Genomic DNA, 25,999 nt, shown 5'->3' on the forward strand with positions numbered 1-25,999 from the left:
TATTTCATGTGTTACTAGCAATACTCTAAGATGATAAAAATATACTGTAATGATAATTTTATTGACTGCCCAATTATTGAAAAAATGGGCTGTAGATGATTATTTTATATTGGAACTGCAGCAACTAACCAAGCTTTATAATATTTGAGCTTTCTTTGACTTCATCAACATAATCTGCCCATAGCTGTAGCATTTGGCTACGCTCTAGTAGATAGTCGTTTTTATCGTATATTTGGTCTATTTTATTTTCTTTAGTATGGCTTAGTATCATTCTAATACTGTCATTACTCCATCTATATTTACTTGATATACTGCTTAGATAAGTTCTTACTGATTTTCTAAAGCCATGAGTAACTTGTTTAGGCTTATCTATTCCATCATATCCAAGCGTATCCTTTAAAGCTTTTGATAAGCAATCTATAGTGATATGTTTATTTTTTGTATTAGTAGAGTGAAAAACATATTTATAATTACCATTATACTGTCTAACCTCCTCCAGTATCTCATAAGCTTGTTTTGATAATGGTTGTCTAAAATCTCTACTCATTTTCATATTTTCACTAGATATAAAAGCAAAAGGTATTACTTTGCCATCTATAATAGTCTCTTGGATATCCTCCCACCTCAATTCTACAATATTACTAGGTCTAAACCCCACCAAAGTAGCAAATTTCAAAGCCATTCTAGTAGTGTATTGTCCTTTGTAGTTCTCAATATCATTAAGTAGCTGACTAAAATTGTATTTATCTTCTATCGGATTAATAAAATCATAGCCTTTGCTATTCTCTTTATCTAGTTGTAAGCCAAAAGTAGCATTGTATTTACAAATACCTTTACCAACTGCGTAATTAAATATCATATTTAGAATAAGCTTAAGCTTTCTTTGATTGCTAGGGGTGTTTTTTTCTAATATCTTGGCTATTTGGAACGGTTCAATATCATTTATATTAATATTTTTAAATTTTGGTAGTATAAGTCTAGTATATACAGAATAATTAGCCTTGTAGTTTTTTTCACTTTTCCAGCCATTAGGTTTATTTGGTCTTTTCATATCAAAAGCTTTATCTGCTACCACGCTAAAAAGCTTATCATCTTGATATATTGCTTTTTCTTTTTCTATTTTAGGGTCTTTACCGCTAGCTATTAGCTGTTTGTACTTTGTCGCCTCTTCTCTAGCTTGTTTTAGTGATATGCTCGGATAGCCTCCAATACCTATCCAAGTATTTTTATATCTAAATTGCCATGACTTAGTACCCTTAGCCGTAACTTTGAGGTGCAAGCCTCCGCTATCTGCTAATCTATAATCTTTGCCAGTTGCTTTTAAGCTCTGAATCTTACTAACTGTAAGAGTTTTAGCCATATTATTGTATCCTCAATTCAAAAATTTAGTGTATCTTTTTACTTAGGATACGTTATAGGATACGTTTTAGCAAGTGCTTAGTTGATGTTAGTTGATAACGGTTGATACTATGAAAGGCTTTGTTTTATTGATTTTATTTGATTTTTGATATTGGTTAAATCTAGTTGAAATTAGACTATGGCGGAGAGGAAGAGATTCGAACTCTCGATAGTCGTTAAACTATACACGCTTTCCAGGCGTGCTCCTTCAACCACTCGGACACCTCTCCAAAGAGATATTAAGTATACAGCAAAAGCTTATATTTTCAACTTTTAGATAATCATTACACCGCCAGAAACAAACATCAAAATTATGAATAAATTCTTTAGAAGCTTTGGAGAAATTATCCCTAAATAATTAACTGCCAAAAGACTGCCTGCCAATGCAAATATACCAGATGATACTAACAATGGAATATTTAGATAACCAAGTGTTGATGGTACATTAACACTAATTCCATAAGTAAGTACAAATGCTGCAATTGATGAGTTTATAAGTACACAGATACTAGTTATAGCTATGGCTTTTTTGATATCTGTACCAATCTTTATAAAAAACATTGTTGCAAATGTTGTTGAGCTTGCTAAAACACTCAACACACCACAAAAACTAAAAATACTATATCTAGCACTTCTAGGTAATTTAACAACCTTATTATCATTGTGCAATATCATCCAGATACCACTTCCAAATAATAATATTGCAAAGACTATTTTCAAAAGATCTGTATTTATATGTTTTGCAACTATTGAGCCTACTAACGCCCCTATAGATAAATATACTAAATAATACTTTAATTCTCCTAAGTGTATATTACCCTTACGATAGTGTTTGTATGTTGCTATAGAACTTAAAAATATAGACATCCCACAACAAGTCGTTATAGCTATTTGCATAGCAAAGTCCGCTCCATAAGTATGTACAATTATAAAATAAAAAGCTGGAACCGCTATCAAACCGGCTCCTCCACCAAGTAGCGTAGAAATAAAACTAGCTACAAAACCGACAATTGCTCCTAATATGATTAACATTATTTTTTTCCCTATGATTATTTAAGATAGTTATAGACAGTAGCTCGACTAACATTTAGTGCATTTGCAATGTATTTACTAGCATTCTTACCATCTAGTGCGCCTTGTTGTTTAAGTTCTAAAATCAAATTTTTCTTTTGATCCCTTGTTAAATTATCGATTGGTAGATTATTATCTATACAATATCTCTGCACAAAATTGTTAATTTTTTCATAAAAAGTATCTTTAAAAAGGCTCTGTTGCTGCTGCGACATTTGCATATTGTTATTATTTAGAAATACGTTTATTAAGCTTTGATATCTATCAAATACAGAAACATCTAAATTTATACATAATGTTCCAATAACATCATTTGTTGAGCTTTTAATTACAGTGATAATGCATTTCATTTTGCGCCCATCATAATTTACTTTGTCGTACGGCCCTATTACAAAATCGTCATACGCATCTAAATCTATATGGTCTAAATATGATATATCTCCAATTTCTCTTTTAGAGATAGGATTAAAAATCGCCACTATCTTGTTCTTAGATAAATCATGAATTACAACTTCTGCAAAAGGATGCAAAAGCCTACTTATAGCTTCCGCGACATTTATAAATTTTTCTAACTCAGGATTCATTTTGATATCTAAAACCATTTTTTAGATATATTAGTCTATTTTAGACTTTTTTGTCAACAAAATATTTTAATAAGATTTAAACTTAGTACTGCGACATATATTTATAAAGTTAACAATTATAGGTCCAATAATATTCTGCCAAATTGCATAAAAAGTTGCAGCAATAGCTGCTTGATTACCAAAGAAGGTCAAAGCTATTACAATCCCTAAACCAACATCTAATATACTAAACTCAAATAGCAAAGCTAATCTACTATCAAAATCCAGGCCCAAAACTTTACCTATTAAATATCCAAACACATTAGCAAATATACTAAGGATTATAACGCTCAAAATAATATCTAAAGGTACAAGTATAATAGCGTCTTTATTTAAAGCTGTTACAACTATTACTATTAGCATAATCAAGAGTATTGGAATACTGGAGATTTTCTTTAAAGTTGAATCATTTAGTTTAGTAAATTTACTAATTAAAATTCCTAAAACTATCGGTAAGATAACTATTATTGCCATTGTTTCAAACATACCAAACCAGTCTAACTCAATACTCTTTGCAAAGAAGAAATAGATGATCAGTGGCATAACTATTGGTGCTAACAATGTTGTTAAGAAAGTTAAACTAACAGTAAGTGAAATATTTGCTCTAGCTAATAAAGCCATAACTCCTGAAGCCGTGCCTCCTGGACAAGCGCCAACAATAACTAGACCTATCAATGCGGTTAAACTCAACCCAAAAATCTTACCAATTATAAAAGCAGCTATTGATGTAACAGTTAATTTCAAAAACAATATAACTAGTAGCTTTCCCTTGAGGTTAGCGACTTTTACAAAATCTTTTGGTTGTAGATGAAGTCCAATCACCAACATAATAGTAGCTAACAAATAAGTAATATATGGCTTTAATGGTATAAATATGTAAGATACCGATATAGCTAAAAGAACTCCTAGTATTACTATAATTGCAAAATATTTCTGGATAAAATTCATTTTCATGGTTATTAACTATATTATTTAAAATTATTTTACATACTAAATTAAATATAAGAATAGATTGTTATCTTTTATAGCAATTAAAATAAGAAATAGGCTTGGAGAACGTTAATTGAATATTTTCAGATAAGATTTATTTTTTATTTTTTGCTCTCCGACATCTTTCAGAGCAGTATTTTACTTCATCCCATACTTTTGCCCATTTCTTACGCCAAGTAAATGGTAAGCCACATACTACACAAACCTTCGTAGGCAAATGCTGTTTTTTCATATACCTAATTCCTCAAGAAATTTTTGACTATCTTGTCTAATTACTTCTTTCTTCTCATTAGTCATCTTTTCATAAGATTTATAAATCATTACCAAGCGTGGGTTATTAGCGAGCTTTGATTTATTTCTAGCTAAGAAATCCCAATATAAGTAATTAAATGGACAAGCACCACCTCCATTTTTCTCACTGACTTTATAACTACAATTATCACAATAGTTTGACATTTTTTTGATATAGCTCCCACTAGCAGCATAGGGTTTACTTGCCAAATATCCACCATCTGCAAAAAGTACCATTCCTGATACATTTGGTAACTCAACCCACTCATAAGCATCTGCATATACTAACAAATACCACTCATTGACATACTTGGGATCAATCCCAGCTAATAATGCAAAATTACCAAGCACCATGAGTCTTTGTATATGGTGCGCATAAGCATTCTCTTTAGTTTCTTTGACACACTGATGTAAACAATTCATCTTAGTCTCAGTGTCCCAATAGAAGCTTGGTAATTTACGCGTAGCTTCAAGATAGTTCATATCGCGATAATCTGGCATTTTTAACCAATAAACACCGCGTACGAACTCTCGCCAACCAAGAACCTGACGGATAAAACCCTCAATAGCATTTAAAGGAGCATTACCTTTATAATATGCTTTTTCAGCAGCCTTGATACACTCCATAGGTAACAGTAAGCCACTATTGATATACATAGAAATATGAGAGTGATACATCCATGCCTGCCCTTCAAGCATAGCATCTTGATAATCTCCAAAACTGCTAAGCCTCTCATTAATAAATAAATCTAAAGCTTCGAGTGCTTGCTCCCTAGTAACAGCATAATTAAATGGCTCAATATCACCAAAATTATTGCCAAAAGTTTTCTCAACAAGCTTAATTACTCGCTTAGTTATATCATCTGCTTTACTTTTATATGATTTTGGGATTTGCATACAAGAACTTGGTGTTTTACGGTTTTGACTATCATAATTCCACTGTCCGCCTTCTGGCTTACCATCATTATCAAGCAAAATATCGTGCTTAGTACGCATATAACGATAGAAATATTCCATGCGTAGTTGCCTATAATTTTTTGACCACTTCGCAAACTCATCTATTGTAGCTAAGAATCTATCATCTGTGCGTATTTCAACATTTATTGAAAAATCTTTTTGCCAGCTTTGAATATCTTTTAATACACGATATTCACCTGGTTCTGTGACAATAAGCTTTTGCACTCCAAGCTTTTCAATAACTTTCTGAACTTCACTATAAAATGAACCAGTATTCTTTGGATCATCTAATTTTGTATAACAAACTTTATAGCCTAATTTATGCAACTGTAGTGCAAAATGGCGCATCGCTGAGAAAATATACACTAGCTTCTTTTTATGATGCTTAACATAGCTGGCCTCTTGCATGACCTCACACATCATCACAACATCATCTGCTTTATCACAATCTTTCAAGCTAGAGATACTCTGTGATAGTTGATCTCCTAGAATTAATCGTAAAGTCCTCATTAGAATAATTCTCCTTGTATGCTCTCTACCTTTTGTTGTTTAGATTTGATTTTTCTGGGCATTTTCCTACTAGCGTGTTTTTTGACAATATTTTTAGTTTCTTGACTATTCTTTGAATTTTTTCTAATTTTATAAATATTATCTGCTGCAAATTTCCGTGCTTGCTTCTCATCAATGATTGGATCTGGATAATCTACAGCATTATGTTTTTCTAACCATGGTGTATGGATATTTTCATTACTTACATTTTCTAGTTCAGGTAGCCATCTTCGGATAAACTCGCCATTAGGATCTTGGTCAATACTTTGCTTAATAGGGTTATAAATACGGATACTATTAATACCTGTAGTCCCAGATTGCATTTGTACTTGTGAGTAATGAATACCTGGCTCATAATCAGTAAATAATCTTGCTAAATATAGCGATGTAACACGCCAATCTAACCACAAATGATAACTTGCAAAACTCATAAGCATTGCACGCATACGAAAATTTAACCATCCTGTTGCAATCAAGGCTCGCATACACGCATCTATCATTGGATAACCAGTGTTACCAGTTTTCCATGCCTCAAAATATTGCTGATTTAGCGGCTCTGTGCGTAGTTGATCATAGGCTGAATGCAAATTTTCATATTCAATATTTGGTTGATCCTCTAACTTCTGCATAAAATGACAATGCCAGCGCAGACGCGATAAAAATGAACGCATTGCGCTTAACCATTTTGTTTTATTTTTTATACTACTAGCTTTGATTTCATTTTTACGCTGATTAGCTAACTGATATACCTCTTTTATCGAGATAACTCCAAAAGCCATATATGGCGACAATCTCGAACAACTTTTAAAGGCAGTAACTGGTGAAGACATCTCTTTAGTATAACCACAACCTCTTTGATACAAGAAACTATCAAGGATTCTAAGTGCACGAACTCGACCACCTTTTTGCCGTTTATAGCAATTATCATACTCTAGACCAATACTCTCAGCCGTAGGTATTTTAGTTTGATTTTCACAAATAAATTTAAGTTTATTAGGTGCTTCAACGATCTTCTCGCTCATGCGTTTATGCCATACTAAAGCCCATTTATCTCTATCAGCTAAACAACGAACTACACCGTTTTGATATGGCTGATGCCATACAATATTATTCTGTTTAAAAAACTTCTCAAGCTTAATATCACGCTGATATGTCCAATTATTCCAAGTTTCTTGATGCGACCAAACACTATTGATAGGGTATTGCTGTATTAGCTGCTCAAAAACCTCTACAGCATCACCAATCATTAAGATTAAAGGTTGTCCTAATCTCGTAAGCTCAGTATTTAACTCTTCTAAACATTCTGACAGGAACAAATATTGCCTATGACTCATATCAGGCTGTTGCCAAAGCTTAGGCTCAATTATGTATAATGGTAAAACATCTTCTTTTTCAGATGCTAAAGATAAAGCTAAGTTATCATTTATGCGTAAATCACGCTTAAACCAGACTACTTGCATTTATATAATTCAGCTTTTTTTGATGTTTTGCAACTCTTCCTGATACTCTTTTACGCCAAAGTCTAAAGCTACTCGGCCTAAGATTATTTCGCATGATTTTTATAACTTGTTGCTCTGACAATCCAGTTATATTTTTGATTGAATCAAATGATGTTTTATCACACCAAGCCATTTCTATAATTTCACTGGTTGTTATACTCTTATCACTCATAAAATACCTCTCAAGATGTTAACTATGGAATAATCTCTTTACCGTCCCATGCGTAACATTTACCACTATCATCGGCTTTTAAGCCATCTAGAACTTCAATTAGTTTACTAGCTGAATACTCAGATGTGAAAAGCTTACCCTCAGCTACTCTAGCTTGGAAAGGCTTAGAAAGATGACTATCCACAGTCCCTGGATGCAACCCAACTATTATAGCACTTGGATTTACACGCTTAGTTTCGATACTTGCTGTTTTGATAAACATATTTAAAGCCGCCTTTGAAGCTCTATAAGCATACCAACCACCAAGCTGATTATCAGAGATACTACCAACTCTTGCAGAAATAGCTGCAAATACAGACTTAGTATCTTTAGCTAACTTGGGTATAAAATGCTTTGCGACCAAAGCTGGAAATATTGTATTTGCTTTAAAGAGCTCAATAAATTTGTCCGCAGATAATTCTTTTAAGCATTTTTCTGGTTTTATCTCGGAAGTATGTAGTATACCAGTAGCTACAAAAACCAGATTAATGGCTCCTGACTTATCATAAACATATTTTGCTGCTTTTTCGATTGTTGATTCATCAGTATAATCAATATGTTCATAAACTACACCTTCTACACAATCAACTACTTTAGCACGTGAAAATGCATATATATTTGCATTAGGATATAACTGCCTTAGTCTTTTAATTACAGCATGACCTATAGCACCAGAGCCACCTATAACAACTAAATTACCACTCATAGCACTCTCCCAAAATTATGCTCTAGTACTACAAGTATACAAATAAGATTATGGATTTTTTATACAGATAAATGAATATTAAGAAAGTTTAATATACAGAAACTAATCAGCTATCAGATCATACTCAGTCGACTCTGTAATCTCGACGGTTGCAAATTCACCTACTTTTAGATTTCTTTCTAGCGCATCGCCGATAATTACTTGTCCATCCACCTCTGGAGCATCATATTTAGTCCGTCCTATAGCATAGTTTTCATCTTTATTTATGACATCTATGATTACTTGCTGTTCTATTCCAACAAATCGTTGTAATTTATCAGCGCTTATTTGTGCTTGTAACCCCATAAATTCATCTAAACGCTGTTGTTTGATCTCTTCAGAAATCAGATTATCAAACTGGTTAGCCTTTGCGCCCTCTACTTCAGAATACTTAAAGCAACCGACTCTATCAAGCTGAGCTTTTTCAGCAAAATCTAATAAGTGCTCAAAGTCAGCTTCTGTCTCACCTGGGAATCCTACTATAAATGTACTACGAATAGTTATATCTGGACATATATCACGCCACTTATTGATTCTATCAAGAGTTTTTTGCGTATGAGCTGGGCGCTTCATCCTTTTTAGAACCTCAGGAGATGAATGTTGTAAAGGTACATCAAGATAAGGGAGTATCTTACCCTGTGCCATAAGCGGCACAATTTTATCAACATGAGGATATGGATACACATAATGCAATCTTGTCCACATATCTAAATCGCCAAGTGCAGTAGCAAGATCTAAAATATTACTTTGATATTCTTTATCATTCCAAATACCTGATTTGTACTTAATATCGACACCATACGCAGAAGTATCTTGTGATATTACAAGTAGCTCTTTAACACCAGCATTTTTAAGCTTTTCAGCTTCTTTCATGATATTGTCAATTGAGCGACTTTTTAGCTTACCACGAATATCTGGAATAATACAAAAAGTACAAGTATTGTTACACCCTTCTGATATTTTCAAGTACGAATAATGTCTTGGTGTAAGCTTAATACCTTGTGGTGGTACTAAAGATACAAAATCATTTGCAAATATCGGAGCATGAGTATGCACCGCTTCTATCAAGTTCTCATAATCTTGAGGCCCTGTAATACTTAGAACTTCTGGATGTTTTTCTTTGATAAGATCTGCCTTATTTCCCAGACATCCTGTTACTAAAACCTTGCCATTCTCAGCTATTGCTTCACCAATGACTTCCAAAGACTCATCAATAGCAGAGTTTAGAAAACCACAAGTATTAACTATCACCATATCAGCATTATCATAGCTATCAACTAAATCATAACCTTCAGCTTTTAACTTAGTTATTATACGCTCAGAATCAACAAGGTTTTTTGGACAACCAAGACTCACAAAACCAATTTTAGGAATTTTAATCATAATATTTAATTCAAACAAAAAATTATGCGACTATTGTAGAACAATTTGAGATAAAAAAATAGTTAAAGATAAAATTACAAATCGAGATGAAAGGTTATTAATTAGTTTGAAGAATTACTCTCATCACATTTCACACCGAAATCAATTTCCGTTCTTCTATCTAAGTAGAAAGCTTTTTCAGATGCTTTATATGAACACATATCATTAACACCATCTGTACAGAACTCATCATAGAACTGAGTTGGTTCTGCCGCTGGTTTTAATTTACCATAACTTACAACACAGATTTGATCTTTATTTACATTTTTACCTAATAAGTAGTTGTATACTGCTTCAGCACGCTTTTGTCCTAGGTTAAAGTTATATTTCTCGCTACCTCTAGGGTCAGTATTACCTGATAATTTGATTGGTTGATCTGGATGCGCTATTAGATAGTCTGCTGTCTTATCTAAGCATTCTTTAGCATCATCAGTAATATTATAACTATCAAAACCAAAGTATACTGATCTACAGTTAATATCCATTAGCTCTTTTTTCATTTGCTCAACTTGATCTGAGCTCATATTATCAGAACCATATATTTGCGAAGACATCTCTAAAGCTTGTGAACTATCAACACCAGCATACTTATCCTTGATTAAATCACTATTATCTGGTCTAGTGCTTGAGCAACTCGCCAACATAAGCATAGAACTTACAACCGCTATACTCACAATACTTTTTTTCATCATATTTAACTCCTATTTTTAGCTATTTTCAAAACTTGAAACCTCATAATTACCACCATCATCTGCATAGCCAGTATAACTTGATCCATAATTTTCACCACTTTTAAGCGTACTAATAAAACCAGGACCACTTGTTTCATTCAAAGATGAACCATCTAAGCTACCATTTGCATTAGCTTGTAAAGGAGGTCCTTTATACCACGTACAACTTGTAATTAATAAAGCTAAAGCTAAAACAAAATAATTTTTAACCAAAACTCTCATACAAGCTCCTTAAAAGTTTTTGGGTGACCAGCTTGGGGACTGAATTAAAATATTACCATTATTAGCTGTGTCAACATTAAAATGATTGTCTCCATCTAATGATACCATATCTAATGAACTATAACCTCTAGAGTTTGTAGATATATACGCAATCATATTACCAAATGGAGATACTGTAGGTGAACTATCTGATTTACCATTTGTAATATTTGTTACACTTCCATTAGCTAAATTAAAATCTGCTATCTGAGTACCACTTGATCTAGATTGATTCATAAATACAATATCTTTACCATCAGGAGTATAATTTGGCTCATAGCCTTGATATATCCTACTACTTAGCTTAGATGATTGAGGGTATCTTGAGTTAACCGGTGCAACATAGATATTTGGACGACCATCTCTATCAGATGTAAATACTATGCTTTGACCATTTGGTGAGAATTTTGGAGCTGTATTTATACCATTTATAGTTATTCTCTTTAAAGCTTTAGTAGCTAAATTTAATATATAGATATTAGTTTGATCAGAATAACCTTTAGATAAAGCTAAAGCAATTTCTTTGCCATTAGGAGAGAATGATGGCGAACTATTGATTCCTTTGAAGTTAGATATCCTTGTAACTTTTCCTGTAGCTATCTCTAAAGTGTACACACCCATGCTACCGCCACTATAGCTTGAATAAACTATATATCTTCCATCATTCGACCATGATGGTGTAGCTATTGGATTATCACTCTGTCTAAGAACAGTATGTTTGTTATACCCATCATAATCAGATATCACAAGCTCATAAATTCTGCCATATCTAGCATAAGGATTACTTACTTGCACATATGCCAACTTTGTCAAGAAGAAGCCTTGCTCTCCAGTAAGTTTTTGGTATACATAATTAGCAACCTTATGAGCTAAAGGTCTTACCAAAGTTGTACTTATATTTTTATATGTTATAGATCTGATATAGCTTGTATCATTTCTTTTATATATCTGTACTTCAATAGTGTAGCTATTATTTGAATCTTTTGTATATTTTGTTAAAACAACATAATCAGACTTCAAACTCTTCCAAGGTATATTCTGACTTTGATTAATTTCATACTTAATAGAGTCATCACCTTGTAGCTTACCATTATGATTAAGATCTGAAACTATTATAGAATTTACTTGTTGAGGAAATTGATCTACAACATTATTACTTATCACAGTTACCAATGGTTTTTGAATTACTCCAGTAGTTACCTCAGCAACTAAGTCTGCGTACAGACTAGAAATCAAAAAAACAAATATCGAGAAGCCGGTAATGATTTTTCTCATATTATTCCTCATTAACTTTGTTTAAATATAAAGCTTATATTTTCTGTTTGTATAGTTCTTCTAGCTATAGGATTTGTAATCTCAGGTGGCGTTGTGTTTTTGATAGCATCTATAAGTGACTGATCACAACTATAATCACCTGAAGTTCCAGTGAGCTTAATAAACTCTCCATTTCTGATTATTGCTCTTGGTAAATCATATATACCTCTACAATCATCTTTAATCCAGTTTGAACCAACTCTATCAGTATATTCCGTAACATACTTACTAACTGCTAAATCTGCCTGATTTTTAGCCGCCTCGCGCTTAGCTGATGCGATAGCTTCGGCTTTTGCTTTAGCTAACCTTTCTTGACGAGCTTTTTCTTCGGCTTCTTGTTTAGCTTTTAACTCTTGTTGTTTTTTACGTTTTGCCTCTTCTTCGGCTTTCTTTTTCTCTTCTAGATCTTTCTTACGTTGAGCTTCCTCTTGAGCCTGTTTCTCTTGCTCAGCTTGACGTTTTGCTTCTTCTTGAGCTTTTTTCTTAGCCTCTAAAATAGCCTTTCGCTTTGCTTCTAACTTTGCTCTTTTCTCAGCCTCAGCTTGTTCTTTTAATTTTTGTTGATGCTTTATAATAGCTTGTTTTTTTGCTTGCTTAATATCTTCTCTAGCCTGTTTTAATTCTTGCTGGTGATTTTCGTAAGCAGAAATTTGTTTATCTAACTCACTACTACTTATCGATGTTGCTTGAATAATCTGAAGTTTCTTAGGTGTATTCTCAACCTGCGCACTCAAAGCTGCTTGACTAGTTTCAAACTTAAGATCACTTATAAAGGCTAGCGTATATAGCAAAATTACAATACCAATATGTACAAGTATTGCCTTTACCAAGAATGGATTTTCATCGACTGTTTTTTTACAGAAACGAATAATTTTTTGATAATTAAGATTTGCCATCTTCAGTGACTAACCCCACTTTATCTACACCCGCTCTTTGTATCAGAGCCATAGCTTTTACAACCTCGCCATAACTTGCACTACTATCACCTCGTACATATACGGGCTTACCAGGAGATTGCTGAGACAAACTAACAACTGCATTCGTAAGATCTCTAGCACTTAGTGGTGCTTTTGGATCACTAACTCCTTGATTAACAAAATACTCTCCATCCCTGTTGACAGTAACAACAATTGGCTTACTATCGTTAGAAGGTATTTTCTCAGATTGAGCTTTAGGTAAATCGACCTTTACACCTTGTGTTAATATAGGTGTTGTAATCATAAAAATAACCAAAAGCACCAACATTACATCAATGTAAGGTACTACATTGATTTGTACCATTGGTCTTTTTTTTCTAAAAAATCTTTTGTTTCTCTTTTTCATATTAAAAAGCCTTTATTTAAAAGCTTTCTTGATGTTGCTGTTGCAGTTCATCTCTATGCGCTTCCTTCAAAAGTAATATACATAGATCATCTTGGAACGACTCGTAACCAGATAAAACATCATCAACCTGATTAGACAACCTACTATGGCCAATAACTGCCGGAATTGCCACAAAAAGACCTAATGCTGTGGCAATCAATGCTTCTGCGATATGAGGAGCAACCACAGAAATAGTAGCTTGTTCTACACCGCCTAAAGTATTAAATGACGACATAATACCCCAAACAGTACCAACCAGTCCAATATATGGAGACACAGCGCCTATAGTAGCTAAGGCTGGTAATTTTCTGTCTAGCTCTTTAGCTTCTTGAGCTATAGCTATACTTACTGTTCTTTCCATACCTTCTAGAATGGTATCACCTCTTAGTATCCCGGTATCTTTAAGATTATTAAACTCTCTCAAACCTGAGCAAAATATTATTGATTTACCAAAGATATTCTCTTTATGCTGAAGATAATAGTCATATAGTTTCTGTATGTGATGCCCTGCCCAGAACAACTTATCAAACTGGACCTGTTCATTACGATATTTTTTTACACGATTGTTAACTTCAAACATAATAGCCCAAGAGTAAACAGACATGGCCACTAAGCCTAACATAATAAGCTGAACTATAAAGTTAGCATGTAAAATTAATTGAATTAGAGAAATAGAATTATCCATAAATATTCCTGACAGATTTATATTTTCATATATTTTCGCGCGTGTTGTCGCTAATTATACGTAAACTAATGTAAATTATAAACCATTTAATGCATCTAAATTAAATATAAATCTGTTATTATTTATAAATAATAAAATTTCAGATTGATATGTAATGAAAAAAACGACTTTATTAGTATTAGCTTTAGTTGCTACAGCTTTGATATCATGTTCAAACTCAAATGGAGACTCTTTTGGCTATGTAGCTCCTCCACCAACTGACCAAAACTTAGATTCTAATGAACCAGGATACATGCAACAACCTGGAGGAGTATCTGCGGGCATCATAAGCGAACAAGGCCATGCTAGCCACGATGCTTTTGTTACAATTAAAGAATAACTCTATACACTAATCAGCATCTATAATTTTTTTACCATCTACTACAGAATCTTCATTAAAGTCACTATTTTTGATTTTCTGCTTATATCTGTAATGAGATACCGGACCAGATAACGCATAACCAATCATTATAAAATACAGTAATTTATCAGGCATTGTAAATAACATCAAAATTATTAGTATAAAACAAATAACATATAGCTTACTAATGTTACCTTTACCATCACTATCTTTAAAACTTCTAAATTTAATATCACTAACCATCATAAATGCTAAATATAGCGCAGTAAATGCTGTAAGAACAACAACCACAATACTTAAGAATGTAGAGTCACCAACTAAAAATCTTTGCCCCATCCAAATCAATCCTGAGATAGTTACAGCTCCAGCTGGACAAGGCATACCATAAAAGTATAAACGACGCTCAAGCATACTTTCTTCTGAGTTATCACTAGCAGGCATAGTATCAAATTTTGCTAATCTCAGAGCAACAGCAAGTAAATATAAAAATGCAATAGCTGCTCCTAAAGCTCCCAAATTATGTAAGCTCCAAAAATACATCACTAAAGCAGGAGTCGCTCCAAAAGAAACCACATCAGCAAGACTATCTAATGCAGCGCCAAATTCTGTTTGAGTGTGAGTATATCTTGCAACTCTACCATCAAATGCATCAGCAAAACCTGCCAATAACATATAAACTGCAGATGATATAAAGTTGCCTTGAAAGGCAGCAATAATAGCTAAAAAGGCAAATAACAAACTTGCACTAGTAAACAAACTAGGAAGTATATATTTTGACTTTTTCATATCAATATTTTCTAATAACCACATAACTATAATCCTACTACTTTATTAACAAATCTGGTCGCAACACCTGTGCCCGATGCAAATATACATGATTTATATCAAGCTGCGACTTAGTTGTATTATATGTCAACATAATCCTAATACAAAACTCTAATGCTCCTTCACGTACCATTTGTTGGCAATCAATTAAAGGAACATTAACTAAACCCACCTCACGAGCTGCAACAGCAGGAAATTCGGATTCAATATCTCTAGTTGCAGTAAATATAATATTAACGATATCTTCAGACTTAATGTTATTACGGCTTATCATCTGCTGCAAAAGCTCTTTTGTCGCACTTAAAACATTCTCTTTAGTATCTTTTTCTATTGTTGTTGCACCTCTAACTGATCTCTGCATAAGACCTTTCCTTAATTAGTACCAATAATTTTTTGCTTCAGAAGTCTTGGAAGAGGAAAATAGACCTCCTCTTTGATACCATCAAACTCCTCAACAGCAACATCACCTTCACAAACTTTCGATATCTCTGTAATCACCTGCTGAACAAGATACTCAGGTGCAGACGCTCCAGCACTGACTCCACAAACTTTCTTATTCTCAAACCAGGTGCTTTTAATATCCGCAGGATTATCTACCAAATAAGCATCAATCCCTTCTAGTGTCGCTAGCTCTTTAAGCCTATTAGAATTCGAACTATTTTGTGAGCCTACAACAACTAAGACATCTATTTCTTTAAGCATTGACTTTATTGCTGTTTGACGATTCTGTGTTGCATAACAAATATCTTCTTTTTTTGGCCCTTTGATATTTGGAAACCTATTTTTTAAGGACTCTATAATTCCCTGAGTTTCGTCTACAGATAAAGTGGTTTGTGTCGCATAATACAGATTATCAGGATTTTTTATATCTAGCTTAGCAACATCTTGTTCACTTTCGACTAAATATATAGCTCCTTTTTCACTGCGATACTGACCCATAGTACCCTGAACTTCAGGGTGTCCTTTATGACCAATCAAAACACATTCAGCATCATTATTACTTGCTAGGCGAACACCTCTATGGACTTTAGTAACTAATGGACATGTAGCATCGTATAGAACAAGATTTTTTTTAGCTGCGGCTTCTTCAACCTGTAGTGAGACACCATGAGCACTAAATATACACACAGCATCATCTGGAACTTCATCAACCTCTCTAACAAAGACTACACCTTTTTTCTTCAAAGAATCTACAACAACCTTATTATGAACAACTTCATGACGTACATAAACAGGAGATTTTTCAACTTCTAAAACCTTTTCAACAGTCTCAACAGCTCTACTAACACCTGCACAAAAGCCTCTTGGATTAGCTAATAATATCTTCACCTAAATCTTCCTCTTTTTCAGCTACATCTAAAATCTTAGCTTCGAATACAATTATCTGACCTGATAATGGATGATTAAAATCTACCGTAACATCATTTTCATTGATTTCCGTAATCAAACCCGGTAGCTTAGAGCCATCTTTTTGGCTAAATGATACAATTAAGCCCTCTTCTAACTCCATATCCTTTGGAAATCTATATTTAGGCACAGAGTATATACTTGCAGGATGCTTTTCTCCAAAAGCCTCCTCTGGCATTAAAACAACTCTTTTACTATCGCCAATGGATGCACCCTCTAACTCATTTTCAACTTTATCAGTAAAGCATCCTTGACCCATTTGAAATATAAAAGGCCTGTTATAGTTTTCTGTATCTTCAGCTATAGAACCATCTTTTAATCTAAATTTAAAATGCATTTTCACAAAGCTGTCTGAAGTTATTTTCATACAAATTCTAATTATATTTTTTGAACTTCAAGATACCATATTTAGAGATTTTATTCATCTTTTGTTTACATAACAACTTGATTTTATGGATATATGTTAAGAACCTTAGCTACAAATACTATTCTCAACAAAAACTTTATAGTAGAATCGTATTAATAAATTACAAGCTTTATTACTACTTATGAAAAAACTATTTAACTTTGCCATAGTATTGCCACTAGTACTTGCTATAGCAGGTTGTGAAACTTTTACAGGGAGTGAAAACCCTAGTGATGAAAACCTCTCCTTCCCAACATTAGAACCATGTACAAAAAAGTTAATAGAATCTAACCAGTCTTTTATATGCCTAAAAGAACAGCAAGGCCCAGATCTAATTCAAACAAATATAAAATTTGATGCAGATAGTTATAACCTTAATGATCAAGCCAAACAAATTCTGAATAAATTATACGCATACCTGAAGCTTACAGACACTACAACATTTACAATAAGAGGATATGCTGGGAAAGTAGAGTCAAAACTTCTAACTGACAAAAACATACTAACCGAATATAATATCAGACTATCTAAAAATCGTGCAGAAAGTGTGGAAGAGTATCTTGTAAGAAGAGGATTAGATAAAAACAATGGTATTATAATCAAGGCTCTAGGTTATCAAGACCCTATTGCTCCAAATGATACAAGTTCAAATAGAGCAATAAACCAAAGAGTTGAAATCACTCTAAAAAGCAGGCTAATCGAACAAATAGATAATATAGAACAGAATCTAAAACATGTGAAGCCTGCGGATTACACTAAGTTCTTTTCAAATGTTTACTTACTAAATGGTAATGAAGTTGATAATGTATCGAGAATATATGATTCCAGAGAAAAAAGACCTGTGCTTAGCATAGGCTTTAAGATTTTTGCAAACAAAGAGTATCCTCAAAATGTCGATAACAAAAACTTTATTATTATTTCAGAACCTAAGCCACTCTCATCGTTTAATGATGATACAAAATACTATAGGCTAGGAACAGCAAAATATGATCATACTTACAAAGGTATAACAGCTCTGACAATTACCAATCTAACTAGAGAGGCTAGTGTTGGTAACTATGTTATACCTGACGCTATTGCAGATCAGAAACTTCCAAGTCAAACCTTTAAAATGAATAGTAAAGTAACAGCCAATGTACTCGAAGATGTAATGAATACAAACACATTCTCCTCTTCTTACAATAGCATTTTGCTTAACAAAGGGGCTTCTGATGGTCTAAAACTAGGAACAGAAGTTATACTATACGAACCAGAGAGTAGAACTGATGGATTTCCTATACCGCCTAAATATATAGGTTACGGTTTTATATATAGAGAATCAAACAACTACTCTATAGCAATAATCGTAAATTCACTACAAGAAATTACCAGCAACTCAATGGCAACGACTCGACTATAATGAATAATACCATACGGTCTATCATAGTTCTTTCATGCACTCCACACTTTGGCAACAGTCGTCTTCTAAAAGCATTAGAGCTTAACATTAACTTTAATGATATTATTGATAATCCAAACAAATATACTAAAAGCTTATCGCTACGTTCTGAAAGCATAGAATATCTCAACGACAGAAAGTATCTAGGCTATCTTGACAAGCTGTATAACTGGCTAGAAAATAGTCATAATAAATTGATAACATACACAGATCAAGCTTATCCAGAAAGTCTCAAACATATTAGCAATCCTCCTTTTGTATTATATTGTACTGGTAATACAAAGCTTTTAGAGACTGCTCAATTAGCAATTGTTGGTGCAAGAAAAAACTCTACTTATGGAAAGAATGCCACCTACAAACTTTGCAAAGAACTTAAAGACTCAAATATCACAATAACGAGTGGGCTAGCATATGGAATAGATACGTTAGCTCATAAATATGCTCTTGAAAACAGTTTAAGTACTATTGCGGTAGTAGGTACTGGAGTTGATATTATATACCCAAGTTCAAATAGAGAACTATATAGCAATATTATTTCCAATAATGGATTAATAATATCTGAACTACCTCTAGGAACAACAGCTTCACGTTATACTTTCCCTCAGAGAAATCGTATAATTAGTGGACTATCTAAAGGAGTAGTTGTAATTGAAGCAGCTAGTAAAAGTGGCTCATTAATAACTGCTCAACATGCTCTTGAACAAAACAAAGAAGTATTTGCAGTACCAGGAAGTATTTTTAGTACCTCAAGTCAAGGCTGTAATGAGTTAATCAAACAAGGAGCGAAACTTGTTTGTGATATTAATGATATTTTAGAAGAGATAAATATTGACCCAAATAACTCTTTACAAGAAACTTCTACAAAAATAGCTGACGATAATATAAAGCTAAGCAACTCCGAAAAAGTAATTCTAGATATTATAGGTCAGGGACTCACAACGATTGACAAAATAGTTACTGAATCAAAACTTCCTTATATGGAAATAACTCCAATCCTATTTGAACTCGAACTCAAATCGCTGATCGAATCAGTACCAGGTGGATATATAAATACGCAATAAATCGCAACTCAGCAATTACCATAACTACTAAGGTCTGCTATACTTCATATATGCAGTCATACTGAGACTCAAGATGGTTCTACAGTTAGTGCTTAACATACTCAAAAATCCCTTCATAGCACTATTTTTAACAGTGAGTATTGGTTATCTACTCGGAAAGATAAAATATAAGACTTTTGTATTAGGTGGTATTTCAGGATCTCTGATAATTGGAGTGATCATAGGACAACTTAATATTATGATTCCGCCAGAGATAGGCTCTTTGTTTTTTGCTTTATTTATATATGCCGTTGGCTATCAAGGAGGAGCACAATTTTTTAGATCCTTAAATAAAAGTACTCTTTTATTGTTAGCTTCTTCGACTATAACATGTCTCTTAGGGTTAATATGTGTATTAACTTTTGCTTGGATATTCGGATTAGATAAAGGTACTGCAGCTGGATTAGGTGCTGGAGGATTAACTCAATCAGCCATGATAGGTTCAGCAAATAATGCAATAGCTGCTATAAGCTCACTGCCAGAGTCAATTATTCATACAATGCAAGCTAACGTCGCCGTTGGATATGCAGTATGTTATATCTTTGGATCTTTTGGGCCAATTATCCTATTAGCTACAATCTTCCCCCTTATAATGAAATGGGATATCAGAAAAGAAGCTATTAAGCTAGCGACTGAACAATCAGATGGTAGCTTGGATTTAGAAGCTGGTCAATTCTCTGCTTTTAGCGAATACACTACTCGAGCATATAGAATTAGTCACAACTCAGAACTACTAAACAAATCAGTTATAGAAATATATAAAGCATATGAGTATAAAGTAGTAATAGAAAATATCATTCGCAATGATAAGCTACTAACCATAACCCCTAAAACCACCATCCATACTGATGATATAGTAGCCATAACATTCTACAAAGATTTAGACATACAATCTATCATTTCAAATGATGATGAAGTTACCAAACCTGAGCAATTCAACTTTATTGAAGAAAAAAGATCTTTGATATTAACAAACAAAAATCTTTTCAACAAAACTATCCAAGAAATCAAAACCATAATTCAAGACAAAAACTACTATGGAGTATTTTTACAAAAAATTATTCGTTCCGGGCAAAAGCTTCCTATTTCTGACGAACTAAAGCTAAGAAGAGGTGATGAAATTGTATTAGTAGGCAAACCAGAAGATCTTGATAAAATTAGCAACAAGATAGGGACTTATATTTCTGAAGCTCCGATCACTGATTTCATCTTCTTTGGTTTAGGAATGGTTTTAGGCTATATTTTGGGCTTAATAAGTTTCAATATCTTTGGTATTTCAATAACTTTAGGCGCTGGTGTTGGTTGCTTGCTATCAGGCTTGATTTTTGGTTGGATCAGATCAGTGAAACCTCAATTTAGCAATCTACCATTAGGGGCTTCTAATTTTATCAGAGACTTCGGTTTAGCAATATTTGTAGCTAGTGTTGGAATTACTGCTGGACCTCAAGCCATTATCGCCATCAAAGAGCACGGGCTTACACTATTTTTCTTGGGTATTGGTGTAACTATCATACCTCAAGTAATTTCTTTTTATATATCGTATTATCTACTTAAAATCAAAAACCCTATTGTATTATTAGCAACTATTGCTGGTGGTAGAAGCGCAAATCCTGGTTTTGCAGCTCTATTAGAACGCGCTGGCAACGCTACCCCTGTAATTCCATTCACATCATCTTATGCTTTAGCAAATATATGGCTGACACTATGGGGTCCTATTATAGTTGCATTAGTCACAATCATACCCAAATAAAAGGATATTTTCATGAGTCAACAAGATTTAAGTCCATTTGAATTTAAAGATGAATTAATAAAATTAGCAACAAGTAAAGCCGATAGATTAATGTTGAATGCTGGTCGTGGCAATCCTAATTTTTTGGCAACAGTTCCAAGACATGCTTTCTTACGCCTTGGAGACTTTGCACTTAAAGAATCTGAAAGATCTTACTCCTATCTTGATAACATCTTTGGTGGCTTACCTGAGAAAAAAGGCATATTAGAAAGATTTGATTTCTACTGCATGGCTAATGATAAGCTAGATGGAATTAGTTTTCTTAAAGCTGCAATCTCTTTCGTTGATGATCATTTAGGCATCAATAAAGAAGACTTCTTATATGAAATGACTAATGCATATCTTGGATGTAACTATCCTTCGCCACCAAGGATACTTTCTATCACCGAAAAAATAGTAATGTACTATCTGCGTGAAGAACTCTATAAGAATACGGATATTCCACTAGAATTTGATATTTTTGCGACAGAAGGTGGTACTGCTGCTATGACATATATTTTCCAATCTGCGAAAATAAATGGTCTGCTTAATGCCAATGATAAAATAGCGATGATTAGCCCTATTTTTTCACCATATCTTGAAATTCCAGAGCTTCCAGAATATAACAATACTATAGTTCACATCTATGCTGATGAACAAGCAGATTGGCAAGTTACTGACAAAGAACTTGAAAAGCTACTTGATCCTACTATCAAGATTCTTTGCTTAGTAAATCCAAGTAATCCACCATCTGTCAAAATTAGTGACTCTGTTTTAGAAAAAATAGCGAATATCATCGAAAATCACCGATCTGACCTAATGATTATTACCGATGATGTTTATGCAACTTTTTCAGATGACTTTGAATCATTATTCTCAAAATGCGCCTCCAACACCCTTTGCGTTTACTCATTCTCCAAGTACTTTGGAGCAACTGGTTGGCGTATCGGTACGATTGCCCTACACAAAGACAATATTTTTGATAAACTAATTAGCGAACTTGATGATAAAAAACTGCAAGAGCTTGATAAGCATTACAGCTCTCTTACAACAAATTCAAGAACATTAAAGTTTATTGATAGATTAGTAGCTGATAGTCGCTCTGTTGCACTAAATCATACTGCTGGTATCTCACTACCTCAACAATTACAAATGAGCCTTTTTGCACTTTCTAGCTTATTAGATAATCAAGATATTTATCGTAAAGAAGCAAAAAAGCTTATCAGAAGACGCTATAATATGTTATTTAATTCAATATCACCTAAGATACAGCACCATTATAATTCAAATAATGTTGGATATTATACACTTCTAGATTTAGAACATCTCTCGACTGTAATTTATGATAAGCTTTTTTCTAAATGGTTAATACAAAATCATAGTGTTAATGATATGCTAAAAACTTTAGCATCTGAAACGGGGATTGTACTTCTACCTGGTAATGGCTTTGATGATCTACATCCTTCTGCTAGAGTTTCTTTAGCAAACTTACGCGAGTGTGATTATAGAAATATAGGAATCAATATTAGACAACAATTAGACAACCTATATTCTGAATATAAAAAATCTTGCTAAACATCAAAACCAAATAGACTTTTATCATACTAATTACTACAATATAGCTTTTAGTGATTTAGCTGTAAAATATGTTGAAAACAATAGAATCATTCTTTGATCTAAAAGCAAATAACACCTCAATAAAAAAAGAATTCCTAGCAGCATTAGCTTCCTTTCTAGCGATTTCTTATATCATCGTAGTAAATCCAAAAATACTAGCTGCTGCTGGTATGCCTAGCAATGCTTTGGTAACAAGCACAATCTTAGTATCTGCTTTTGGTAGCATAATTATGGGATTATTTACACGCAATCCTTTTGTAGTAGCTCCTGGTATGGGAATGAATATTTTCTTCTCATATACTGCTGTATCAGTGTATCACTTACCATGGCAAACCGTATTAGGCGCAACATTTTGGTCAGGAATAATATTTAGCTTATTAGTAATTTTAAATATTCGTACAAAAATCATGCTAAGCCTCCCTAAGTCAATCAAGCAATCCCTAGGAGCTGGTATTGGACTCTTTATTGCATATATCGGCTTTATAAATAGTGGCTTTATTACTTCTAATGAAGGCTTATTAACTTTAAATAGCATCAATCCACATACCATATTATTTATGGTCTGTTTAATATTATTAGTAATACTTTTCATAAAAAAAATTCCTGCACCAATTATTATAGTAATCATAATAGGCTATATATTCTCTATACCTTTAGAGCATTTTTCTCATGAAAAAATAATAGCTCTACCAACTACTATAGTAAGTGCTCCTGATTTCTCTTTGATAGGTCAAATAGATTTTATAAGTGGCTTAAAATTCGCTATTTTGCCAACAATATTCACGTTCTGCTTTTTAAGTCTTTTTGATGGTACTGGAACCATATCAAGCTTATATGGAAGTATGCAAAAAGAGCACAATCATAGAGATAAAGAACTAAAGAAAACCTTCCTTGCTGATGCTACAAGCGCTACAGTATCTGGCATACTAGGATCTAGTCCATCTACAGTAGTTGTAGAATCTGGTGTAGGCATTGCTCAAGGAGCTCGCTCTGGTCTTACAGCTATCTTTGCGGGTTTAATGTTTTTACCATTTTTATTCCTATCACCATTAATTAGCTCTATCCCTATAGAAGTGATTTCTCCAGCATTAGTTCTAATAGGTATAATGATGATGCAACAAGTAGCAAATGTTAATTGGAGCGACTTCGTTCAAGCTACACCGGCATTTTTCACCATAATAATGATGACTCTCGCATCATCGATATCAACAGGTATTGCTACAGGTATCTTAGTCTGGTTTTTAATATCTGTTTTTTGCAATAGAAAAGAGCTAAATATTACTGCCGGCATTATTACAATTTTCTGTGCAATCATGTTTCTTCATGCCGTTAATTTATTCTAAAGGAACCATCATCAGAAATTATTCATTACTCACCTAAGAAATAACCGCCAATTTTTAATAAAAAATTAACCATTTAGTATTTACTAATAATTATTCATTTAGCATAATTAAAATGATAGCAATTAATTTGTGTCAATTTAATTTTAATAACTGTTAGGAGAATAACCAATGACTATAAAAAAATTATCAGGAATAATACTTACTTCTGTAATATGTGTAGGCTTACTTGCTTCATGTGGTCCGAATAAAAAAGAACGTACTTTGCAAGATCTAGAACAACAACAAAGCCAATTAAATGAACAAGCTAAACAAGATCAATTAGAAGCTAATACATTAACAACTGATGCTGGAAATCTTGATAAAGAAGCTAAAGCTGATACTTCTAAGTCTCAGTACGACAAAGATCAGGCAAATGTTCTAAATGCGGAAGCTCAACAAAATCTCTCAAAAGCAGCTAGTCTAGATGCACAAATTGAGAAAGCAAAATCTGACGCAACAGAATAAAACATCTCAAATTTTAAACTATTCTAACCCCATTTTTCTTCGTATTCTTTTTTATTCCAGCCAGTTCTAGCATAGTTGCCATCTACAACTAAAGGTCTTTTAAATAATAGGGCATCTGAGACTAAAAGCTCAAATGCTTCTTGCTCTGACAAAGCATCAATTTTTTCTTTAAGACCCATTTCCGTAAAAAGCTTACCTTTAGAGTTAAATAAATCTATTACCTGAAAATTACCAATTTGTTTTATCTCTTTTATTTCTTGCCAAGTAGGTTTATTTTGTCTGAGATTTATATATTCAACTTTCTTGCCTTTTTCCTCAAAAAACTTAAGAGCAGATCTTACACTTGTACAATTATTTATCCCAAATACCTTTATCATATTATTCTCCTTCCTAAACTAATAAAAGAAACCTTTAATTCCATCAAAAATCATTTCTACAGAAATAGCAACTAGCATCAACCCCATAATTTTTGAAATAACATCTATAGTATGCTCTCCAAGAAATGCTGATATCTTAGGCAAGTACCTAAAAAACAACCACAACACAATTGCCACGAATAATAAACATAAATTTGCAATAACCTTTGACTCAATAGTTGCAAAATATTCATGTGAATCTGTAATCACAGTAGCTATTGTCCCTGGACCAGCTAATAGAGGTATAGCTAAGGGTACAACTGCTAAATCTCTAGCAGAAACACTTTTTACTGTAGTATCTGATACTGGCTGTGCTAATACTCCCAAAATTCTCAAGCCAAAGAATAAAACAATCACCCCGCCACCAGCACGAAAAGCATCTTGGTTAATACCAAAAATAGATAAGATATCATTACCAAACCATACCATTAGACTAAGTATAGCTAAAAATGCTAATATCATTGTGAAGACAATTGTGTTCTTCTCTTTTTGATCTGATTGTTTTACAGTATCAAGATATATTCCAGCTAATGAAAATGGATTAATTATTGCAAATAAGCTAATAATAAACTTTAAGATAATTGCTATTTTGACTCCTAAAATCACAATATAAAAATTCAATTTATAAAACGTTACACAAATACTATTTACCTAGAAACTAAATGT

29 protein-coding genes and 1 tRNA gene are annotated in these 25,999 nt (G+C 33.1%); 7 read left to right on the forward strand and 23 right to left on the reverse strand.

The genetic code is table 11. The annotated features are described in order from the left end of the window. Positions 1–124 precede the first annotated feature (124 nt). The 17 genes from FTPG_RS00690 to tolQ all read right to left on the reverse strand — a co-directional run bounded on the left by FTPG_RS00690 (position 125) and on the right by tolQ (position 14,109). Positions 125–1,360, reverse strand: coding sequence for a tyrosine-type recombinase/integrase (locus FTPG_RS00690; protein ID WP_004286482.1), 1,236 nt, complete (start codon positions 1,358–1,360; stop codon positions 125–127). A 178-nt stretch (positions 1,361–1,538) separates the two neighbouring features. Next, a tRNA-Ser gene (locus FTPG_RS00695) sits at positions 1,539–1,628 on the reverse strand. Positions 1,629–1,671: 43 nt separating this feature from the next. After that, the gene (locus FTPG_RS00700; protein WP_004286483.1) at positions 1,672–2,430 is read right to left on the reverse strand and encodes a sulfite exporter TauE/SafE family protein; all 759 of its coding nucleotides are present in this window, start codon (positions 2,428–2,430) and stop codon (positions 1,672–1,674) included. A 17-nt stretch (positions 2,431–2,447) separates the two neighbouring features. Then, positions 2,448–3,071 carry a helix-turn-helix transcriptional regulator gene (locus FTPG_RS00705; protein WP_004286484.1) on the reverse strand — a complete coding sequence of 208 codons (624 nt, stop codon included), beginning with the start codon at positions 3,069–3,071 and terminating at the stop codon, positions 2,448–2,450. 48 nt (positions 3,072–3,119) lie between these two features. Further along, positions 3,120–4,040: a bile acid:sodium symporter family protein gene (locus FTPG_RS00710; RefSeq protein ID WP_035722179.1), complete on the reverse strand. Its 921-nt coding sequence runs from the start codon at positions 4,038–4,040 to the stop codon at positions 3,120–3,122. A 136-nt stretch (positions 4,041–4,176) separates the two neighbouring features. After that, a complete protein-coding gene (locus FTPG_RS09610) occupies positions 4,177–4,314 on the reverse strand; it encodes a DUF2256 domain-containing protein (RefSeq protein ID WP_004286486.1) in 138 nt (45 codons plus the stop codon). After that, positions 4,311–5,840, reverse strand: a complete 1,530-nt coding sequence (locus FTPG_RS00715; RefSeq protein WP_004286487.1) for a cryptochrome/photolyase family protein — start codon at positions 5,838–5,840, stop codon at positions 4,311–4,313. The genes FTPG_RS09610 and FTPG_RS00715 overlap by 4 nt, the downstream gene beginning before the upstream one ends. Beyond that, on the reverse strand, positions 5,840–7,339 hold the full coding sequence (locus FTPG_RS00720; RefSeq protein WP_004286488.1) for an FAD-binding domain-containing protein: 1,500 nt from the start codon (positions 7,337–7,339) through the stop codon (positions 5,840–5,842). Before FTPG_RS00720 ends, FTPG_RS00715 begins: the two co-directional genes overlap by 1 nt. Beyond that, on the reverse strand, positions 7,320–7,550 hold the full coding sequence (locus FTPG_RS00725) for a TIGR03643 family protein (RefSeq protein ID WP_004286489.1): 231 nt from the start codon (positions 7,548–7,550) through the stop codon (positions 7,320–7,322). The genes FTPG_RS00720 and FTPG_RS00725 overlap by 20 nt, the downstream gene beginning before the upstream one ends. Before the next feature lie 22 nt (positions 7,551–7,572). Then, positions 7,573–8,295, reverse strand: a complete 723-nt coding sequence (locus FTPG_RS00730; RefSeq protein WP_004286490.1) for an SDR family NAD(P)-dependent oxidoreductase — start codon at positions 8,293–8,295, stop codon at positions 7,573–7,575. Positions 8,296–8,397: 102 nt separating this feature from the next. Beyond that, a complete protein-coding gene (gene rimO, locus FTPG_RS00735; protein ID WP_004286491.1) occupies positions 8,398–9,717 on the reverse strand; it encodes a 30S ribosomal protein S12 methylthiotransferase RimO in 1,320 nt (439 codons plus the stop codon). 101 nt (positions 9,718–9,818) lie between these two features. Then, positions 9,819–10,448: an OmpA family protein gene (locus FTPG_RS00740; protein ID WP_035722056.1), complete on the reverse strand. Its 630-nt coding sequence runs from the start codon at positions 10,446–10,448 to the stop codon at positions 9,819–9,821. A 15-nt stretch (positions 10,449–10,463) separates the two neighbouring features. Continuing rightward, positions 10,464–10,709, reverse strand: a complete 246-nt coding sequence (locus FTPG_RS00745; RefSeq protein ID WP_004286493.1) for a hypothetical protein — start codon at positions 10,707–10,709, stop codon at positions 10,464–10,466. Between the two features lie 9 nt (positions 10,710–10,718). After that, positions 10,719–12,023 carry a PD40 domain-containing protein gene (locus FTPG_RS00750; protein ID WP_035722059.1) on the reverse strand — a complete coding sequence of 435 codons (1,305 nt, stop codon included), beginning with the start codon at positions 12,021–12,023 and terminating at the stop codon, positions 10,719–10,721. Positions 12,024–12,034: 11 nt separating this feature from the next. Next, complete coding sequence (locus tag FTPG_RS00755; RefSeq protein ID WP_004286495.1) at positions 12,035–12,958, reverse strand: cell envelope integrity TolA family protein; 924 nt, start codon at positions 12,956–12,958, stop codon at positions 12,035–12,037. Beyond that, the gene (tolR, locus tag FTPG_RS00760) at positions 12,945–13,385 is read right to left on the reverse strand and encodes a protein TolR (protein ID WP_004286496.1); all 441 of its coding nucleotides are present in this window, start codon (positions 13,383–13,385) and stop codon (positions 12,945–12,947) included. Before tolR ends, FTPG_RS00755 begins: the two co-directional genes overlap by 14 nt. A 16-nt stretch (positions 13,386–13,401) precedes the next feature. Continuing rightward, the gene (gene tolQ, locus FTPG_RS00765) at positions 13,402–14,109 is read right to left on the reverse strand and encodes a protein TolQ (protein ID WP_012279957.1); all 708 of its coding nucleotides are present in this window, start codon (positions 14,107–14,109) and stop codon (positions 13,402–13,404) included. Between the two features lie 154 nt (positions 14,110–14,263). Between tolQ and FTPG_RS00770 the strand changes: the two genes are divergently transcribed. Next, entirely contained in the window at positions 14,264–14,488 is a 225-nt protein-coding gene (locus FTPG_RS00770) for a hypothetical protein (protein ID WP_004286498.1), read from the forward strand. A gap of 9 nt (positions 14,489–14,497) precedes the next feature. Here the strand turns inward: FTPG_RS00770 and FTPG_RS00775 are convergent, their stop codons facing one another. Genes FTPG_RS00775 through fkpB form a run of 4 tightly spaced genes read right to left on the reverse strand, consistent with a single transcriptional unit; the run spans position 14,498 to position 17,108 of the window. Further along, a complete protein-coding gene (locus tag FTPG_RS00775) occupies positions 14,498–15,319 on the reverse strand; it encodes a CDP-alcohol phosphatidyltransferase family protein (RefSeq protein WP_004286499.1) in 822 nt (273 codons plus the stop codon). Positions 15,320–15,332: 13 nt separating this feature from the next. Continuing rightward, the gene (gene aroH, locus FTPG_RS00780) at positions 15,333–15,695 is read right to left on the reverse strand and encodes a chorismate mutase (RefSeq protein ID WP_004286500.1); all 363 of its coding nucleotides are present in this window, start codon (positions 15,693–15,695) and stop codon (positions 15,333–15,335) included. 11 nt (positions 15,696–15,706) lie between these two features. Further along, entirely contained in the window at positions 15,707–16,663 is a 957-nt protein-coding gene (ispH, locus tag FTPG_RS00785; protein WP_004286501.1) for a 4-hydroxy-3-methylbut-2-enyl diphosphate reductase, read from the reverse strand. Then, positions 16,644–17,108 (reverse strand): FKBP-type peptidyl-prolyl cis-trans isomerase, encoded by a 465-nt coding sequence (gene fkpB / locus FTPG_RS00790; protein WP_004286502.1) that lies wholly within the window; start codon positions 17,106–17,108, stop codon positions 16,644–16,646. The genes ispH and fkpB overlap by 20 nt, the downstream gene beginning before the upstream one ends. Before the next feature lie 181 nt (positions 17,109–17,289). On the opposite strand from fkpB, the gene FTPG_RS00795 reads away from it, so the two are divergent. The 6 genes from FTPG_RS00795 to FTPG_RS00820 all read left to right on the forward strand — a co-directional run bounded on the left by FTPG_RS00795 (position 17,290) and on the right by FTPG_RS00820 (position 24,917). Further along, positions 17,290–18,546: an OmpA family protein gene (locus tag FTPG_RS00795; RefSeq protein ID WP_004286503.1), complete on the forward strand. Its 1,257-nt coding sequence runs from the start codon at positions 17,290–17,292 to the stop codon at positions 18,544–18,546. After that, a complete protein-coding gene (gene dprA, locus FTPG_RS00800; RefSeq protein WP_200150469.1) occupies positions 18,543–19,646 on the forward strand; it encodes a DNA-processing protein DprA in 1,104 nt (367 codons plus the stop codon). The genes FTPG_RS00795 and dprA overlap by 4 nt, the downstream gene beginning before the upstream one ends. A 73-nt stretch (positions 19,647–19,719) precedes the next feature. Continuing rightward, positions 19,720–21,435: an aspartate-alanine antiporter gene (aspT, locus tag FTPG_RS00805; RefSeq protein ID WP_004286505.1), complete on the forward strand. Its 1,716-nt coding sequence runs from the start codon at positions 19,720–19,722 to the stop codon at positions 21,433–21,435. A 12-nt stretch (positions 21,436–21,447) separates the two neighbouring features. After that, the gene (locus FTPG_RS00810) at positions 21,448–23,028 is read left to right on the forward strand and encodes a bifunctional aspartate transaminase/aspartate 4-decarboxylase (RefSeq protein WP_004286506.1); all 1,581 of its coding nucleotides are present in this window, start codon (positions 21,448–21,450) and stop codon (positions 23,026–23,028) included. A gap of 71 nt (positions 23,029–23,099) precedes the next feature. Further along, positions 23,100–24,413: an NCS2 family permease gene (locus tag FTPG_RS00815; RefSeq protein ID WP_004286507.1), complete on the forward strand. Its 1,314-nt coding sequence runs from the start codon at positions 23,100–23,102 to the stop codon at positions 24,411–24,413. 168 nt (positions 24,414–24,581) lie between these two features. After that, on the forward strand, positions 24,582–24,917 hold the full coding sequence (locus FTPG_RS00820) for a hypothetical protein (RefSeq protein WP_004286508.1): 336 nt from the start codon (positions 24,582–24,584) through the stop codon (positions 24,915–24,917). Positions 24,918–24,940: 23 nt separating this feature from the next. Here FTPG_RS00820 and FTPG_RS00825 read toward each other — a convergent pair whose 3' ends face one another. Both FTPG_RS00825 and FTPG_RS00830 read right to left on the reverse strand, forming a co-directional pair. Further along, a complete protein-coding gene (locus FTPG_RS00825; protein ID WP_004286509.1) occupies positions 24,941–25,294 on the reverse strand; it encodes an arsenate reductase family protein in 354 nt (117 codons plus the stop codon). An 18-nt stretch (positions 25,295–25,312) separates the two neighbouring features. Then, a complete protein-coding gene (locus FTPG_RS00830; protein ID WP_004286510.1) occupies positions 25,313–25,954 on the reverse strand; it encodes a MarC family protein in 642 nt (213 codons plus the stop codon). Positions 25,955–25,999: the final 45 nt, after the last annotated feature.

The organism is Francisella philomiragia subsp. philomiragia ATCC 25015 (assembly GCF_000156715.1).
GTDB lineage: Bacteria > Pseudomonadota > Gammaproteobacteria > Francisellales > Francisellaceae > Francisella > Francisella philomiragia.